At 41.1% G+C, this 16,897-nt stretch carries 17 protein-coding genes and 1 tRNA gene; 7 read left to right on the forward strand and 11 right to left on the reverse strand.

Annotated elements, in window-relative coordinates; genetic code table 11:
- Positions 1-107 precede the first annotated feature (107 nt).
- Positions 108-183: transfer RNA gene (locus tag MSG37_RS00015), tRNA-Val, on the forward strand.
- Between the two features lie 130 nt (positions 184-313).
- Positions 314-541 carry a hypothetical protein gene (locus MSG37_RS00020; protein WP_248468542.1) on the forward strand — a complete coding sequence of 76 codons (228 nt, stop codon included), beginning with the start codon at positions 314-316 and terminating at the stop codon, positions 539-541.
- Positions 542-855: 314 nt separating this feature from the next.
- On the opposite strand, the gene MSG37_RS00025 is transcribed toward MSG37_RS00020, so the two are convergent.
- Positions 856-2,079, reverse strand: a complete 1,224-nt coding sequence (locus tag MSG37_RS00025; RefSeq protein ID WP_248468543.1) for an MFS transporter — start codon at positions 2,077-2,079, stop codon at positions 856-858.
- A 205-nt stretch (positions 2,080-2,284) separates the two neighbouring features.
- Here MSG37_RS00025 and MSG37_RS00030 point away from each other — a divergent pair, with 205 nt between their 5' ends.
- A complete protein-coding gene (locus MSG37_RS00030; RefSeq protein WP_248468544.1) occupies positions 2,285-3,166 on the forward strand; it encodes a LysR family transcriptional regulator in 882 nt (293 codons plus the stop codon).
- On the opposite strand, the gene maiA is transcribed toward MSG37_RS00030, so the two are convergent.
- The 5 genes from maiA to phhA form a co-directional block, all read right to left on the reverse strand.
- Positions 3,163-3,813 carry a maleylacetoacetate isomerase gene (maiA, locus tag MSG37_RS00035; protein WP_248469113.1) on the reverse strand — a complete coding sequence of 217 codons (651 nt, stop codon included), beginning with the start codon at positions 3,811-3,813 and terminating at the stop codon, positions 3,163-3,165. The two genes, MSG37_RS00030 and maiA, sit on opposite strands and share 4 nt — an antisense overlap.
- A gap of 126 nt (positions 3,814-3,939) precedes the next feature.
- On the reverse strand, positions 3,940-4,926 hold the full coding sequence (locus MSG37_RS00040; RefSeq protein ID WP_248468545.1) for a fumarylacetoacetate hydrolase family protein: 987 nt from the start codon (positions 4,924-4,926) through the stop codon (positions 3,940-3,942).
- A gap of 257 nt (positions 4,927-5,183) precedes the next feature.
- Positions 5,184-6,731: a transcriptional regulator TyrR gene (gene tyrR, locus MSG37_RS00045; protein WP_248468546.1), complete on the reverse strand. Its 1,548-nt coding sequence runs from the start codon at positions 6,729-6,731 to the stop codon at positions 5,184-5,186.
- 298 nt (positions 6,732-7,029) lie between these two features.
- Positions 7,030-7,368, reverse strand: coding sequence for a 4a-hydroxytetrahydrobiopterin dehydratase (locus MSG37_RS00050; protein ID WP_248468547.1), 339 nt, complete (start codon positions 7,366-7,368; stop codon positions 7,030-7,032).
- Between the two features lie 106 nt (positions 7,369-7,474).
- On the reverse strand, positions 7,475-8,266 hold the full coding sequence (gene phhA / locus MSG37_RS00055) for a phenylalanine 4-monooxygenase (protein WP_248468548.1): 792 nt from the start codon (positions 8,264-8,266) through the stop codon (positions 7,475-7,477).
- A 534-nt stretch (positions 8,267-8,800) separates the two neighbouring features.
- Here phhA and galU point away from each other — a divergent pair.
- The 4 genes from galU to MSG37_RS00075 all read left to right on the forward strand — a co-directional run bounded on the left by galU (position 8,801) and on the right by MSG37_RS00075 (position 11,981).
- Positions 8,801-9,709 (forward strand): UTP--glucose-1-phosphate uridylyltransferase GalU, encoded by a 909-nt coding sequence (gene galU / locus MSG37_RS00060; RefSeq protein WP_248468549.1) that lies wholly within the window; start codon positions 8,801-8,803, stop codon positions 9,707-9,709.
- A gap of 36 nt (positions 9,710-9,745) precedes the next feature.
- The gene (gene galE / locus MSG37_RS00065) at positions 9,746-10,768 is read left to right on the forward strand and encodes a UDP-glucose 4-epimerase GalE (protein ID WP_248468550.1); all 1,023 of its coding nucleotides are present in this window, start codon (positions 9,746-9,748) and stop codon (positions 10,766-10,768) included.
- Positions 10,769-10,884: 116 nt separating this feature from the next.
- Positions 10,885-11,376: a ferredoxin-type protein NapF gene (gene napF, locus MSG37_RS00070; RefSeq protein ID WP_248468551.1), complete on the forward strand. Its 492-nt coding sequence runs from the start codon at positions 10,885-10,887 to the stop codon at positions 11,374-11,376.
- A 179-nt stretch (positions 11,377-11,555) separates the two neighbouring features.
- Complete coding sequence (locus MSG37_RS00075) at positions 11,556-11,981, forward strand: polymer-forming cytoskeletal protein (RefSeq protein ID WP_248468552.1); 426 nt, start codon at positions 11,556-11,558, stop codon at positions 11,979-11,981.
- Positions 11,982-12,058: 77 nt separating this feature from the next.
- On the opposite strand, the gene MSG37_RS00080 is transcribed toward MSG37_RS00075, so the two are convergent.
- The 5 genes from MSG37_RS00080 to MSG37_RS00100 all read right to left on the reverse strand — a co-directional run bounded on the left by MSG37_RS00080 (position 12,059) and on the right by MSG37_RS00100 (position 16,754).
- Positions 12,059-12,733 (reverse strand): DUF2982 domain-containing protein, encoded by a 675-nt coding sequence (locus MSG37_RS00080; RefSeq protein ID WP_248468553.1) that lies wholly within the window; start codon positions 12,731-12,733, stop codon positions 12,059-12,061.
- Positions 12,734-12,782: 49 nt separating this feature from the next.
- Positions 12,783-13,580 (reverse strand): ElyC/SanA/YdcF family protein, encoded by a 798-nt coding sequence (locus MSG37_RS00085; RefSeq protein ID WP_248468554.1) that lies wholly within the window; start codon positions 13,578-13,580, stop codon positions 12,783-12,785.
- Between the two features lie 101 nt (positions 13,581-13,681).
- On the reverse strand, positions 13,682-14,578 hold the full coding sequence (gene mak / locus MSG37_RS00090; RefSeq protein WP_248468555.1) for a fructokinase: 897 nt from the start codon (positions 14,576-14,578) through the stop codon (positions 13,682-13,684).
- Between the two features lie 170 nt (positions 14,579-14,748).
- Positions 14,749-15,549, reverse strand: a complete 801-nt coding sequence (gene cysQ / locus MSG37_RS00095; RefSeq protein ID WP_248468556.1) for a 3'(2'),5'-bisphosphate nucleotidase CysQ — start codon at positions 15,547-15,549, stop codon at positions 14,749-14,751.
- 239 nt (positions 15,550-15,788) lie between these two features.
- Positions 15,789-16,754: a glycoside hydrolase family 16 protein gene (locus MSG37_RS00100; RefSeq protein WP_248468557.1), complete on the reverse strand. Its 966-nt coding sequence runs from the start codon at positions 16,752-16,754 to the stop codon at positions 15,789-15,791.
- Positions 16,755-16,897: the final 143 nt, after the last annotated feature.

The following is a 16,897-nucleotide window of genomic DNA, read 5'->3' on the forward strand; positions in this document are numbered from 1 at the left end:
TTAGCTCAGCTGGGAGAGCACCTCCCTTACAAGGAGGGGGTCACTGGTTCGAGCCCAGTATCGACCACCATTCTTTTCATAAAGAATTAAAACATTATGAAATCCCAGGTCGATTAGCTCAGCTGGGAGAGCACCTCCCTTACAAGGAGGGGGTCACTGGTTCGAGCCCAGTATCGACCACCATTCTTTTTCTAAGAATGATCAAACTCCTAATCTAGCTTTAGCAAAATCAATCTGTTTTACACCACAATATTTTGTCAGTTAATCCTGTCTCAACTATGCTTTTAGAATAACTCATTACTGGACAAACGCTATGGCAGATGTCAGTCAATCCGCATCACTAGCCAGCATCGCAGCATATTTAAAACTCACTTATCAATACGACCAAGAAACGGCTCTGGTCGAAGCTAAGTCGGTTATGCATAATTTGGTTAAAATGCGTCAGAAAGGATTTATAACTGGTTGGTATTTTGATGAAAACGGTCAGTTAGAACTTTTACCTAGCGATTATGTTATGCACCAAATCGCACCGAATAAGTAATACACAAATAAACCGAAGCGATATGATATTACTGCGATATCGCTTCACATGCGGGTCAGGATAAACATGCTTTCCATGAGATAAAAATCGTCCCTTTCTGTAACTTCCTTAGCCTCTGAGCAAAACTAACATTCAGAAATTCTGTCATTCATTGCTTTAACAGCAACCATCCTTGGTCTCTTAAATCTTATCTATTACTCTCAAGCCATATCCTTGTGAGCTACCGAAATTAATAGTTTTAAGACCGCTAAAGCAGCTTACTTCAGCTTTGTAAGGGAATAACCATTATCGCAGCTATTCGTCACAAATAACTATCAAGCAGCAACTAGTGGCTTTGCATCTGGTTTGGCATGTAAAACTTTAACGATCACAAACGACATAAGTGTTAAAGCAAGTAGCGAAGCCAACACTACCCCACTCCATCCCCATTGATGCCAAAACGGTAACAAGTATGGACCGCCAATTGCGGCACCTAAATAATAGCTACACAAGTACAATGATGTAGCTTTGGCTCTGTGATGTTCAGCTCGATTCGCCACCCATGCATTACAGCTACTATGCAGTAAAAAGAAACCAAAGGCAGACAATAAGAATCCAACATAAATTGATAATAAGGTATCTTGAACCGTTAATAGACTGCCAGCAAACATCAACAATGTCGCACCTTTAAAAACACCATTCAGGCCACGATTAGCCACCCATTTAGCAGAGTGATACGAAGCATAAGTACCGCTTAAGTAACAGAGAAAAATCAAGGTCACTTCAAAACGTCCCAAATTAAAAGGCGCCTGCATAAGGTGTAACTGGATATAGCTAAACTGATTAACCATAACCATAAAAGCGATACCGCCGACTAAGTAAATTAGCCTCATTTTGGCATCACCTAAGTGAAGGCAAAAGCCGTTAAAATCTGTTCTTCTGAAAAAGCGATTTTTTGAGATGTTTTCTGGCTTACAAAAGTGGCTTGCAGGTAACAAATAGTAGGCAAGCGCGGTCCCCATTAAAGTAATACCTGTTAGTAATAACATGGATTGTTGCCAATCAAGGTATTGTGCCATCACTCCACCGAGTAAACGCCCCGCTATCCCGCCTAAACTGTTCGCTGCAATATAAATAGCGCCAGCCTTTAATAGACTGTGACCTGCCAGTTCATCTTTAAAGTAAGCCATCGCCATAGCAGGAACAGATGCAAGCAAAACCCCTTGTACCAACCTTAAGCTAAGCAGCTGATTAAAATCAGTAATAAAATAAGCAAATACGTCGGTGACACATAATAAAATCAAGCTCACTAAAATGGGCTTTTTACGACCGACTCTATCTGACATGACTGCAAAAATTAACAATGAAAATGCCATCGTAAAACTAGTTGCTGATAGCAATAAGGTGGCATGACTCATTGTGATCTCAAAAGAGCTCGAGATCAGCGGTAACATGCCCTGAACAAGATATAAATTGATGAAAATAACCATAGATGCAAGTGATAGTCCGGCTATCAATCTAACTTCATTGCGTTTAAGTGGTTGTATTACGGCCTTCATTTAAAAGTTCTGCTTAGTTTAGATAACTGAAAGCATAACAAGAGCCTACTCATAATTATAATAACTAGAAAGTGGCCAACCCATTAATTTTTGTTATGCTGGATCAAAATGATTTCTATATCTTTAGATTAATCTACCCCATATAAAGCAACCGCTAATAGTTGAATCCAAACATGCGGACAGTAAAAAGTAATGGCTCAGAATTATGGATATTAAACAGCTCAAGTACCTAGACACATTAGTGCAAACAGGCAACTTTACTAAGGCAGCCGAGCGGCTCAATATTGCTCAACCAGCACTCAGCCAGAGTATTAAAAGATTAGAACAGGAATTGGGGGTGATACTTGTTGATAGAGGTGCCAATCGCATCACTAAATCCCTTTCTTTAACCGCTGAGGGACAAGCATTACATCAACATGCAAAATTGATTATTAATCAACTCGCGCAGGCTGAGGCGCATATAAAGGCAATGGCCAACCTCACTAAAGGTGAAGTGCGCCTCGCTGTGCCAGGGATGCTGGGCTCTTTTTATTTGCCGAGTCGATTAATGGCATTTCGACATAAGTATCCCGATCTTAAATTATCGCTTTTTGAGGGCGGTACTCGAGACACTCTGCGTATGTTGCAACAAGAAGAGGTCGATATCGCAATTATTACCGCTAAAGATTTAACTGATGAGTTTGACAGTCATTTATTGCTAAAAGAGCAAATGGTTGTAGCTGTAGGTAAACATCATCCGCTAGCAAAATCTAGCAGCGTTTCCTTAGAAGCTTTTTTCGAACATGAATTAGTACTGTTTAAGCAAGGATACTTTCATAGGGAGTGGATGTTAAAACAAGCGGAGTGCTTGGGGCTTGAGGTTAACATTGCATTTGAAACCAATCTAATTAACCTAATTAAACAAGTCGTGGCACAGGAATACGGTATAACCAGTGTGTTAGAGATGGCAATTGAGCCGCACGATAATATTTGCACTAAACCCTTTTCTCCACCGGTATTTTTAGACTTACACATAGCGTGGAAAAAACAGCGCCCTATCGATCAAGCCGATAAGGCGTTTGTGTCATTCCTATTGCAAAATCGCTAAGCTGCGTCTGCTTGGCGCTCAGGTACTGCATCGGCAAATGCTTGTAGGGTTAAACAATAGTCATTAACCCTCTGAATATTCGGGTAAGCACTCATGTCTACATTAAAACGTTTTGCATTATAGACCTGAGGCACTAAGCAAAGATCCGCAAGCGTTGGCTCATCACCAAAGCAGCAACGGCCACTATGTTTTTCAAGCATTTTTTCCAGTGCCGTAAAACCTTCTGTTACCCAGTGATGATACCAAGCCGTTTTGTTATCAGGCTCTAGAGATAGCTCATTAGTCAAATACTGTAAAACCTTTAAGTTATTTAACGGGTGCACTTCACAAGCTACCAGCATTGCCATTGAGCGAACCACAGATTTATCAAATAGATCTGCCGGTAACAATGCCGTTTGAGGGTAAGCCTCTTCTAAATACTCTAAAATAGCCAATGATTGAGTTAGTACTTGTTGCTGCTCACCCTGTTCAATAACAAGACTCGGTACTAACTCTTGTGCATTGAGCTTAGCGTAAACTGCACTATGTTGCTCACCACCATCTTTAACTAAGTGCACAGATATATGTTCAGCAGTTAGCGACTTTAAGTTTAGCGCTATTCGCACTCGATATGCAGCGCTTGAGCGCCAATAGCCATAAAGTTTCATATTAGTTGTTGGCATTTTCTTAATCCTTTAAAACGGTTTAGCCATTTATCTAAAAGTTATAAAAAAGGCTAACCCAGAGGATCAGCCTTTATTAACTAGGTAACAGTTACTAGATTAAGTGACTTATTACACTTTATATTCGACAACTTGCTGATCGATCGAACCAAAAATGCTGTTGTTCTCATCATCAAGCATTTCGATACGCACGCGATCACCAAAACGCATAAATGAAGTCGAAGGTTTACCGTCGGCAATGGTTTCCAGCATACGTGTTTCAGCAAGGCAGCTAGAGCCAGCACTACGATCGTAGTTTGAAATGGTTCCAGAGCCGATAATCGCGCCAGCTCCAAGCGGACGCGTTTTAGCAACATGTGATACCAACTGGCTAAAATTAAACGTCATATCAACTCCCGCATTAGGGCGACCAAAAAGCTCGCTGTTTAAATGCGTTATTAGAGGTAAATGCACCTTACTATCTTGCCATTTATCGTTTAGCTCATCCGGCGTTACTGCTACAGGAGAAAAGCTGCTCGATGGTTTTGCTTGGAAAAAACCGAACCCTTTAGCTAACTCACCAGGGATCAGGTTACGCAGTGACACATCATTCACAAGCATCAACAGTTTAATATGCTTTTCAGCGTTATCAGCAGTAACCCCCATTGGCACATCGTCAGTGATCACAGCAATTTCAGATTCGAAATCGATGCCCCACTCCTCACTTGCTAACGGGATATCAGCTTTAGGTGCAATAAAGCAATCTGAACCACCTTGGTATACTAGCGGATCAGTCCAAAATGTTTCTGGCATCTCGGCGCCACGGGCTTTACGCACTAGCTCAACATGGTTTACGTATGCGCTGCCATCAGCCCACTGATAAGCACGTGGCAACGGTGATAAACACTTTGACTCATCAAAATTAACGGCGTTATCCATTAAGCCTTTGTTAAGCGCATCGTAAAGTTCGACAAGCTGAGGGTTCAAAAGATCCCATGCATCAATAAGCTGCTGCATAGTATGCGCAATTGCAGGTACCGCAATCGCTTTAGTCAAGTCCTTGCTAACTAACATCAATTGGCCGTCACGACGACCATTATCATAACTTGCTAACTTCATACTTACTCCTAATCGTTTGTGGCCACACTATCAATCTAATTCTATTTTTTGATGACAGCAGGTATATCAATCTAAGTCGAAATTTGCCATAGAATGACACCACTTATCGGGATACGAAATAGCGTGAGCTGAATCACATTCATCAGGCTTGACCATAGTTTTGTAAACAAAAAATTACAGTCTAAACAATTATCAAGCTACACGCTGTTTTACGCCCAAAGTTGCTTATCTATACAGCAACCATCGGCAAGCTAGTTTTACACTTCTTTCTGTTTACTGATCTTATATTCACGCAGTTTGTTAGCAATTGCAGTGTGAGACACCCCAAGTTTTTTTGCCAATTGGCGCGTACTTGGATAAGCAGGGTAAAGCCTACGTAATAGGCTCGATTCAAATTGCTTCATTGCTTGCTCGAGACTGCCTTCAAATTGATGATCAAAGTAACCAAAACCTTCTGCATAAGATGGCAGTTTTAGCTGTTCAACGGTTAACTCTGCACTGCCATCCCACATAGATACCGCTCTAAAAATGGCATTCTTTAATTGACGAACGTTACCCGGCCAAGCGTAACCTAAAAGATGTTCGCGGCACTCGCCAGAAATACGGCGAATAGGAATAGACAATTGCTGACTATAATGCTCTAAAAACATTTCAGTTAACGGGATAACATCGACTTTGCGCTCACGCAGAGATGGAACATGGAAACTTAAAACATGAATACGGTAGTAAAGATCTTCTCTAAATTCACCGCTTTGACATAACTCGGCCAGATTTTTTTGGGTCGAACAAATGATACGTACATCACTGCGGATCTCTTCATCACCGCCTACGCGTCTGAATGTGCCATCTTGTAAAAATCGTAATAGCTTTACTTGCGCAGACTTTGACATTTCGGCGATTTCATCAAGAAATACAGTGCCACCTTTCGCCTCTTCAATAAAACCACGTTTAATAACATTGCCGTTATTTACAAAACCAAAGAGCTCTTCTTCTGCAGCGCTGTCAGGCATTGCCGCGCAGTTAATGGCAATAAACGGCTGCTCACGTCGCATGCTTGCATCATGGCAGGCTCGCGACATTAACTCTTTACCCGTGCCAGTTTCACCAGTGATAAGTAATGGAGCATCTAACTGCGCCATTCTGCGTGCTTGCACCAACACTTCTTTCATTTTATCGCTAGTTGCCAGTACATTTTCAAAACCGCTCGATTGGTTTTGCAATGCATTAAATTGTTTACCTAAGCGCGCGGGAGACTTTAGTGATACCACGGCACCAGCTAAAATAGGTGTGTCACTGCCGCTATCTGGTAAATAAATTGGTAGCATCTCAGCGAGGTATTCATTTTCGCCAATATTGACACGAGTAGCTTGGGCTAAGACGGTTGATTCACTTAACCAACGGCCAAAATTAAACCCTTGTACCCAATGATTTATCGACTCATCAAGGATCTCATGCTCAGCCATACCAATAGTGTGCAACGCTGACTCATTGACAATACGAACACGGCCTTTCACATCGAGGGAAAAAACTGAATCAGGTAAGGTTTTTAATAACGTCTTTAAGGCGTAATGTTCCTGCTCTGATGGCATAAAAGAAACCGTTCTTACATCATGAACGCCTTCTACTTTACGAATAAGTGGCAATAATTCACTGAGCGTGTCAAAACTCACTTCAGCAAATTGTAGGTACAGGAAGCCTTGGTTACTTGCATCGATAGCAAACAAGTTAATCCCATAGCCTTCCATAATAGTTAAGATATCTTTAGCTAGACCGACACGATCTAAACAGCTGACTTCCAAGCGCATACTATTGCAATTCCCTTTTTTAGATACTCGTTATTGGGACAAAACAATCGACAGATGGAGCATGCCTTGCTTACCGTTTGCAGCGACACTTTTGCTGACACCTGTAATTTGCCTATACGTTAGAAGTTTATTTTAGTTGTGGCAAGGCTTGTTTACAGCGGATTTGTAACATTAAGAAAATAAAAGCGTGTTAGTCAGGCCAACACGCTCAATTAATGCAGTTTATTCATCTATCAACATTAAGCAAAATTGCGCAGCAATGCTGTTAATAATATAGGAAAAAGCATAAACCTAGTGATTACGAATAAAGCGTGTCTGTTTTAGCCGCCATAATGAAATCATTCTTGTGCAAGCCTTTTATTGAGTGAGACCACCAAGTCACAGTCACTTTTCCCCATTCAGTAAGAATACCTGGATGATGAAAATCTGCTTCAGCAAGCTCAGCCAATTTATTAGTAAACTCCATCGCCAACTTAAAGTTCTTAAATTTATAAACTCGCTCTAACTGCATTATGCCATCACGTACTTCAACCCCCCAATCCGGGATCATTTTCACAAGCTGTGCCAGTTCTTCATCGCTAATCTTTGGAGCATCTGCTTGGCAAGCTTCACATTTCATTTGCGCTAATTCTGTCATCTTTTATTCCTTTACTTGTTCGTTTAGTTAACCGTATTAACTGTAAGAAGAAGCTATAATTTCGAGTCAAACCGCTCAATATTATCAGCTCTTAAATATTAATTTTTTAACCTGCTTTTACTGGAAATGCCGCTTCAAACAACCCTAACTGCTGTGCCTTAGTCACTGCAGCCATAATATCCATTTCAGCAATCTCATCTAACTGGCCAATATTATCGATGGCATAGTAAATAGGTTGCATGATATCAATGCGGTAAGGAGTTCTAAGTACATCGATTAAATCAAAAGGCCTAATTTCCGGCTCATCTCCCATAACATATAAGGTTTCACCAGGAGAGCTCAAAATACCGCCACCGTAGATGCTAAGGTCATTGTTTTTGTTACGCAGCACACCAAACTCAACCGTAAACCAATAAAGCCTCGCCAAAAACACCCGTTGCTCTTTGGTTGCTGCTAACCCTAACTGGCCATAAAGATGTGAAAAGTGAGCAAAAGATGGATTAGTCAGCAGTGGGCAATGACCAAATACTTCGTGAAATATATCCGGTTCTTGTAGGTAATCGAACTCTTCACGACTTCGAATAAAGGTCGCTACGGGGAATGATTTGTTCGCCAGCAATTCAAAAAATTTACCAAATGAAATTAAAGCTGGTACAGCGGCAGTCTTCCAACCTGTTGTTTGCAGTAACACCTCATCAATCTCTGGTAACTGCGGGATCCGGTCTGTAGGCAAAGCGAGTTTATCTAAACCTTGCAGGTACTCTGGGCATGCTCGCCCAGGTAGATTAACTAGCTGACGCGCATAAAGTTCAGACCAGATATCATTTTCAGCTTTTGGGTAATCAATACACCCATTGCTATCAGGCTCATATGCTATGTAATTTTGTTGCTTACTCATAGTACTAAACAGTTATCCTAAACATGGGTGTAAGTTCTGTATCCATAGTTAACCAAGCCCACTAAATTGTTAAGTAGATCACAATTTATAATTTAAGCCTTCGGTGGTAATAAGTGTAATCAAAATGATACAGATTAAATTTAGGTTACCTATAAACTTATTTAAATAAGGGGTTTAATGTGTATTGCAAGATTTACAATAACGCGAAGATATAAAGCAAAGACGCTTACTTTTGGTAAAGACTGCCTATTCACCAAGCCTTAATTTAATGAACTCATGCAAACAAGCTCTGCTTTAATAAGTAAAAAGTCATCCTATGACACGACAAATTTAGGCAAAACCAACTGATACAGCACTCGCCTTTGTCAGCTAAGCACCGTATTTACCGTCACACAGTATAAACTTCCTACACTGATTGAAGAAAAACACCACATTCGGCTCATAGCGAATCAAATCTTGTCCAATACAAATGCTTTTCGGTATACAATGATTAATTATTTGCCGACTCCTCGATTAGGAACGAATAGGACTAGAATGAAACAACATAAAATTCGCAAAGCAGTCATCCCGGTAGCAGGTTTAGGAACTCGCATGCTTCCTGCAACTAAAGCTATTCCAAAAGAGATGCTGCCAGTTATGGACAAGCCGCTGATTCAATATGTTGTAAAAGAAGCAATTGCTGCAGGGATTAAAGAAATTGTTTTAGTGACTCACGCCAGTAAAAACTCAGTCGAAAATCATTTCGACACAAGCTTTGAGTTAGAAACCCAACTCGAACGTCGTGTAAAGCGCCAACTCCTTGCTGAAGTACAAGGTATTTGCCCAGAAGATGTGACAATTATCAGTGTGCGTCAATCTCAAGCTAAAGGCCTAGGTCACGCTATTTTATGCGCTAAAAGCATTATCGGCGATGCGCCATTTGCAGTGCTTTTACCTGATGTATTGGTTGACTGTGCCGCTAGCGATCTCACTCAAGATAACTTAGCACATATGGTTAAACTGTATGATGAAACTGAGGTTGGCCAGATTATGGTTGAAGGTGTACCTCATGAAATGGTTAATCAATACGGTATTGCCGACATCAATGGCGAAGAATTACAACCAGGGCAATCCCTACCTTTAAGCCAGCTTGTAGAAAAACCAAGTATTGATTCAGCACCGTCAAACCTTGCCGTTGTCGGCCGCTATGTTTTACCAGCTGAAATTTGGGGTTACTTAGCGAAAACGCCAGCCGGTGCAGGCGATGAGATCCAGCTAACTGACGCAATTGCGATGCTAATGGAAAACCAAACAGTTAACGCTTACTACATGCAAGGCAAGAGTCATGATTGTGGTAATAAACTCGGTTATATGCAGGCGAATGTTGAGCATGCACTGCGTCATAACGAAATTGGTGAAGAATTTGCTGAGTACTTAAAAGCGATCGTTAAAACCCTTAACTAATTACTTTTAAACTCCAACAAATTACAGGATACCACTATGACCATATTAGTAACCGGCGGCGCTGGCTATATTGGCACTCACACAGTTGTAGAGCTTCTTAACAACGGCAATGATGTTGTTATTCTCGATAACTTGAGTAACTCTTGCGTTACGGCGCTTGAGCGTGTTGAAAAAATAACTGGAAAATCAGTCACGTTTTATCAAGGTGATGTGCTAAATCGCGCTTTTTTACAAAAACTGTTCACTGACCACGATATCAAATCTGTTATTCATTTCGCAGGCTTAAAAGCCGTTGGTGAGTCAGTTGAGCAGCCATTGCGTTATTATGAAAATAACGTCACAGGAACAATCGTTCTATGTGAGGTGATGAGCGAGTTCAATGTTAAGAATTTAGTGTTTAGCTCATCGGCTACCGTTTACGGTGATCCTGCAAGCTTACCTATTACCGAAGATTTCCCAACAGGTGCAACTAACCCATATGGGCAATCTAAACTAATGGTCGAGCACATTCTAAGCGATCTATACCACTCGGATAACAGTTGGAATATTGCACGTCTACGTTACTTTAACCCTGTTGGTGCCCATCACAGCGGCTTAATCGGTGAAGATCCAAATGATATTCCAAACAACTTAATGCCTTTTATCACCCAAGTTGCGGTAGGAAAAAGAGAGCAATTGAGTGTATTTGGTAGTGATTACGATACCGTTGATGGTACAGGTGTTAGAGATTATATCCATGTGGTAGATCTTGCCATCGGCCATTTAAGAGCACTTGATAAACTACAAACTCAATGTGGTTTAGTCACCTATAATTTAGGTACCGGTCAAGGCTATAGTGTACTAGAAATGGTTAAGGCTTTTGAAAAAGCCAGCAACACCCAGATCAAGTACCAATTGGTTGCCAGAAGACCCGGTGATATTGCAGCTTGTTACGCCAACCCTGATAAAGCTCAACAAGAGCTTGGCTGGCAAGCTAGCCATAACATTGACGACATGGCGCAAAGTAGCTGGCACTGGCAGTCAAACAACCCTAACGGCTATAAAACTGACTGCGAATAATTGTTTAATGTTTCGGCATTAACGCCTGGAAACAGTTAAAGAATTATCGATATGACACATGGAGCGCTAGGGAGTTTAACTATACCCTCCCTTTCGTTCTTGTTTAGAGGATTACAATGAGCAGTATTAATCAAAGTAGAAGGCGTATTTTTAGTCGTAAAAAGACTCAAGCGATTCATCTACCATGGGTTGATCCTAACATTGAATTTACCGACCTTTGCACCCGCTGTAATAAATGCATTGAAGCCTGTGAAACACAAATCCTTATCAAGGGTGATGGCGGTTTCCCTGAAGTAGACTTTTCAATTGATGAGTGCACTTTTTGCCAAAAATGTATCCAAGTCTGCGAAGAACCACTTTTCGATCTTACTATCTTGCAAGCATGGAACGTTAAAGCCAAAATATTAGATACATGCATGGCACATCAAGGTATTTGGTGCCAAAGCTGCAAAGATGCCTGTGATAGCCGAGCAATCAGTTTTACTCTTGCAATAGGCCAAGCCCCGCAACCCAATATTGATATTGAAGCTTGCACTGGCTGCGGAGCCTGCGTATTCCCTTGCCCTAGTAATGCGATTCGTATTCAAGAAATCGAACCCTGCTCATAATCAGCCGTAATCTAGACCTTAAATTAACTCTAAATATTTAATTGCTTAGGCAACATCATTCGTTTTTCATCACACCTACACGCGCCAAAATTATGGCAACCAGCGCCAATTTAAAGTGGTTTTGTTCTGTAGAAAATAGAGGTAACATCTATGCAACTTAGTCTGGTTAAGGCAGAAAGATGTTTAGAAAAAAAAGAAGCGGCGGACTTACCTTTATTGCGCAAAGCTCTACATTTACCGGTGATACAGAATTTACTGCAGAGGCGCTTATCGCAGGCACTTTAAAGGGTAATGTTTCCTCTAGCCACAATATAACCATAGAGCAAGATGGACTTATTGAAGGCAAGCTCCACTGTGTTGAGCTGAGAGTCTCAGGGACTTTTAAAGGGAAACTTAACTGTGAAAAGCTCAATATAACGAGTACAGGTCTAGTTGATGGCGAAGTGAACTGCCAATCAATGGAGATATTTGAAGGCGGTCAATTCATCGGTATGCGAGTCAGAGACGAAATTGCATTTTTGCCCTCAAACAAAGAAAACAAGCCGGAAATAAAGCAATCAATTAGCAATGAGAAAATTGAAGATGCAGAATTGACCGCAAGCTAACTCTATCCCCAAAACCATTTGCATAATAGCCTTCTTTAAATAGGCTATTATGCTCACCAAACTATTTGCCCCAAAGGCTAAGCTCCTACCACAGCAGCTTGTTTAGATTTATTCATCAGCGCAATAAATTCATTAACCGGCCTATCTAATGCGTCTGTTGAAATATACAGATGATAACCGAGATGGTTGCCCAATAATTTACTACGATGGCCAAACATCGCTAACACGCCTTTAAAGCGATCATTGTCTTCAATAAAAGGCGTAAATTCAGCGCTCATTTGATTTTCAAGCACAGATAAATCTTCATCTTGTGTCGATGCAGTCATTAATAATGGACGCTGTTCTGTAAGCAGGCCAGCAGCAAGTCTCAGCGATATCGTTTCTAAAACTGGACTCATCTGTTTAATCTTTACACCAATATAGGGCAAAGACACAGTATCAATTCCTTGAGTAACACGTGGCTGATCCATGCGTTGCACATTATCCCATGAAACACTGACTTGACCACGTCGATGAAAATAGGTGAAGCCTTCGCTTGAAAGCTTTAGTGATACTTCAGGCTCCGCAAGCTTAAAAAAACCTAACACCAAAGCGATTATTCCTAAAGCAAAACAAATAATCCCAGGGGCAAAGAATTCACTTCCCAATAAAAAAAGACTCATACCGCAAACCACACCTATACTGCCAAAAACACTAAAGGTGAGTCCGTTTCGTTTAATTACAGGTTTAATCAAAATCTCATTATCTTTCAATGTTCTGCACTCTACTTGTTGAGATTAAATCTTTAATTCACCGAATCTATCAAAATGACGACATTGCGCTCTCATCATTATTAACATTATTGCTCGCTTCCGTAGCAGTTCTACCTTGATGTTTAATCTTAAACCAAGCTAAGCCTAAATACTCATGAATTGCCCGCTGTGAATTTAATAAACTCATGGCATCAAAGCGCCACCAATATGTCTGTCGTTGTGCAAAATCAGTCGGCGCAGCTGAGACATTTAGATCTGCATTTTCAAAAATAGCCATGGCTCTTGGCATATGGCTCGCTGACGTCACCAATCTAAAAGGCGCATCTGCTACCTCCCAGCGCATAAACTGCGCTTCCTCAATGGTGTCTTTAGCGAGAGGAAACTTGATGATCACGCTTGGGTCTACACCTAGCTCAACAGCAGCATCAAACATAACATCGGCGTGGGAGCGGGTTGCAAGCCCACCACTCCAACCACTAACGACCAATTTACAATCTTGTCCTAACGACAGTTGTCTAAGCCCTTCAGTAAGCCGCGCTAATGCGGTTGTTGAGAGTTGCTGAACCGCAGTTAAACTTGGGTTTTCATCATGACCGCTACCTAAAACCATCACCAGACAACCTTGTTCTATAGGTGAATTGTTCACGACATAACTGTTTTCAAGTGGTTTCAACAGTGCATTACTGCCCCAACCACTGCTTAATATGATTAAAAGACTAGCAGCTATAAATAATAACAAGCGACTACGCTGACGATTGCGGATAACAATAAAAGCCAATAGTAAAATAAATAATACTAACGGTATTGGCATAAATAGCTGAGAAACAATTTTTTTTAACCAGAACATAAAAGTGGAAGCCCAAAGCGATAAATATCAAAGCAAGTGTAGCATGCAATGATATCTGTAATTCGCTGCTTTATCTCGATAAAGGCTTAATGTGAAAGGTTTCAGCTTTGCCAAAGCCAAGCAGCGCCACGAACACCGGAAGAACCACCATACATATTTTGTACAACAGGTGTACGGCACTCACCACCAACAACATATTTAGGCAGAGCTTTTGGCAAAAGCTGATATAGCTCATCGATATTAGAGATCCCCCCCCCAAGAACTATCATATCTGGATCGAGAATATTAATAACATGAGCTAAAGAACGCGCCAGTCGGTCGATATAGCGCTCAAATACTAATCTTGCTAGCTTTTCACCTGCGTCGATTTTTAGCGAAAGCTCCATACCACTCTCAGCCTGACCACCAGCAAGTTTGTAGTCACGAACTAACCCAGTACCTGACACGAAGGTTTCAATACAATCATTATTGCCGCAAAAACATTGAGTTGAGTTTAGTTCACTCGAATCCATCCAAGGTAGTGGATTATGGCCCCATTCACCTGCAATACGATTTTGACCACCATGTACTTTGCCGTTAATAGCAATCCCAGCGCCGCAGCCAGTACCGAGGATCACACCAAATACAATAAACTCGCCTGCAGCAGCACCATCAATTGCCTCTGATACTGCAAAACAATTAGCATCATTAGCGACCTTAACTTCACGACTTAGTCGCCTGCCTAGATCGATATCAAGTGGGTGACCGTTAATCCAAGTCGAATTAGCATTTTTAACCAAACCAGAAAAAGGTGAAACAACGCCTGGAATGCCTATGCCAACAGTGCCTTTTTGATTAAGTGTTGACTCAGCTTCAAAGACTAACGCCTCAATAACGTCAAGGGTTGCAACATACTCTTTAGGAGTTGCGACACGCTTACGAAAGAGCTCTTCGCCCTGCTCGTTAAGAGCAACCACTTCAGTTTTGGTTCCACCAAGATCAACACCAATCCTTAACATTGTCTCATCCTTAAGTGTTACTCAACATCAAGTAAGCCTTTAGTTTTAAACTGATTTATCATTACTTGTGACTATACATCGATATACTTATGCATTCAGCAATCAAAGATATTAGCCTGATGAAGCGGTTGACTATGATAAAAATGACACTTATCAGCCATAAATCTCACTTAATCACAAGCCTGCCAATGCGGGGCGTAAGCAATAAAATACGGATTTAATATATCTTCTTTTTGGTTGTAATCAAGGCGCTTTCCGGTATCAAATTGTACAACTTTACCACCAGCACTTTCTAAAACAGCTTGCGCAGCTGCAGTATCCCATTCACTCGTTAACCCTAAGCGTGGATAAATGTCAGCTTCTCCCTCAGCTAACAAACAAAACTTAAGCGAACTCCCCACACTTTTCATTTGGTGTTCACCAGTATCTTGTAAATACGCCTCTAACCCCGGGCTAATATGCGAACGGCTGCCGACAATTCGCGGCGCTCCGTCATAATCACTGTTAGCACTACAAAGCTGTTGCTTAGTTCCAGCGTGCTCAACCCAAGCTCCGCGTGCTATTGCCCCATAAAAACATTTATCCAGAACAGGCGCGTATACAACACCCGCAACGGCTCTATCTCCAACAATGAAAGCGATATTTACGGTAAACTCACCATTACGCTTAATAAACTCTTTGGTACCATCAAGAGGATCTATCAGCCAATATGCAGGCCAGTGCTGTCTTTCATTCCAGTCAATATCTGTCGACTCTTCAGACATAACAGGAATATCAGGGGTTAGCAGCTTTAATCGTTTAACTATCACTTCATGACTCGCAAGATCTGCTGCTGTAACAGGGCTAGCATCATCTTTAGTTTCAACGCCAAATTCATCACTGGCATAAACAGTCATAATCTGCTCACCAGCTTCTAGTGCAATAGCAACTGCGGACTCTAACCATTCTTGTTTAAACATAGGAGTAGTCATTAAAGCTCTCTTTAATATTTATTAGTCATCCACTCTATTATGCCAGTAGTTAACAGTTAAAATTAATAACCAATTGTTCATTCAATGACTAAAAAAAACTAAGCTTAATCAATCGTAAACATCTAATATTTAAACAGCAGCCTAAATCTATCTTTTAATATTCAGGAGGAGTATTAAACAATAAATGCCAGTGTTTAACTAAGGGGTTCCACAACAGTTATTAAGTTAGCAACAGCTTGCTAGTTTTGTTTTTGGTAAACACGCACATAATCAACCAACAACGTTTGAGGAAATGCCTCCAGATCAACTCCTTTATCATTGGCATTTTCAACCCAATCACCGCCAACGGCTAAATTTAGCAGTAAATGAAATCGTTTATTAAAAGGCGCATCTTGCTTGGCTAAGACATGCTGCTCTTTTATGATGGTTTGCGTAAACCAAGTCTTTGAGGTTTGAGTGGCATAATGAATGCCATCAACGTACCAGCGGATCTCATCAGGTTCCCACTCCAATGCGTATAGATGAAAACCTGCTGCGGGACTTTGCCCATTAGGCAGCTGAAATGATTGGCCAGAGTAGACATTATTCGGCCAAGGCTGACCATAATGCAGTGTTCCGTGTATTCGTGTTTCAAGCTCACCTTTCAAGGCTCCTGCTCTATCTGAAGCCGTACCTAAGTTAATCGCTTCTACAATGTCTATTTCACCGGAACCAGACCATTCCCCATAATGCCAATCAGTGGGTAACATCCACACAGCTCCCCAAGTTCCCTGACCTTTAGGAAATTTCGCCCGAACCTCAAACCGACCATACGACCAATCACCTTTATATACCGTGCGCATTCGAGCAGAGGTAAAGGGTTTACTGACAGAAACATCACTGCGTTGATAAAGCAAATGATCATCTTTCAGAACTGGTCCAGTAAATGACTCTAGCCGCGCTACAATATGCAAGTGTCCATTATTAACGAAGGCATTTTCAGCGCGATCTGTATAGCATTGGCGCTCATTATTACCACCGCCATAGCAGTTATACTCAAAGCTCCATTTAGTAAGGTCGATGTGTTTGCCATTAAACTCATCTTGCCAAACCAGTTGCCAATCACTATCCATTGCAGAAACGTTAGTTTCATTTACAAGAGCCGCAGAGTTATTATGGAAAGCAGCAAAAGCATATCCAAGTACAGCAATGAAAAATAGCCACAAAAAATAGCGTAAATAAACTCTGATACTTAGCCTCTGTCTCATGCAAAATTAAGAATAAACTTTCATTGTCAGACTTATACAAACACACCTTTATAAAAAGAGCTGTATCAATGCCACTTTATAAATGAAACAGTATAAGCATG

Source organism: Shewanella sp. 1CM18E (assembly GCF_023161665.1).
Classification (GTDB): domain Bacteria; phylum Pseudomonadota; class Gammaproteobacteria; order Enterobacterales; family Shewanellaceae; genus Shewanella.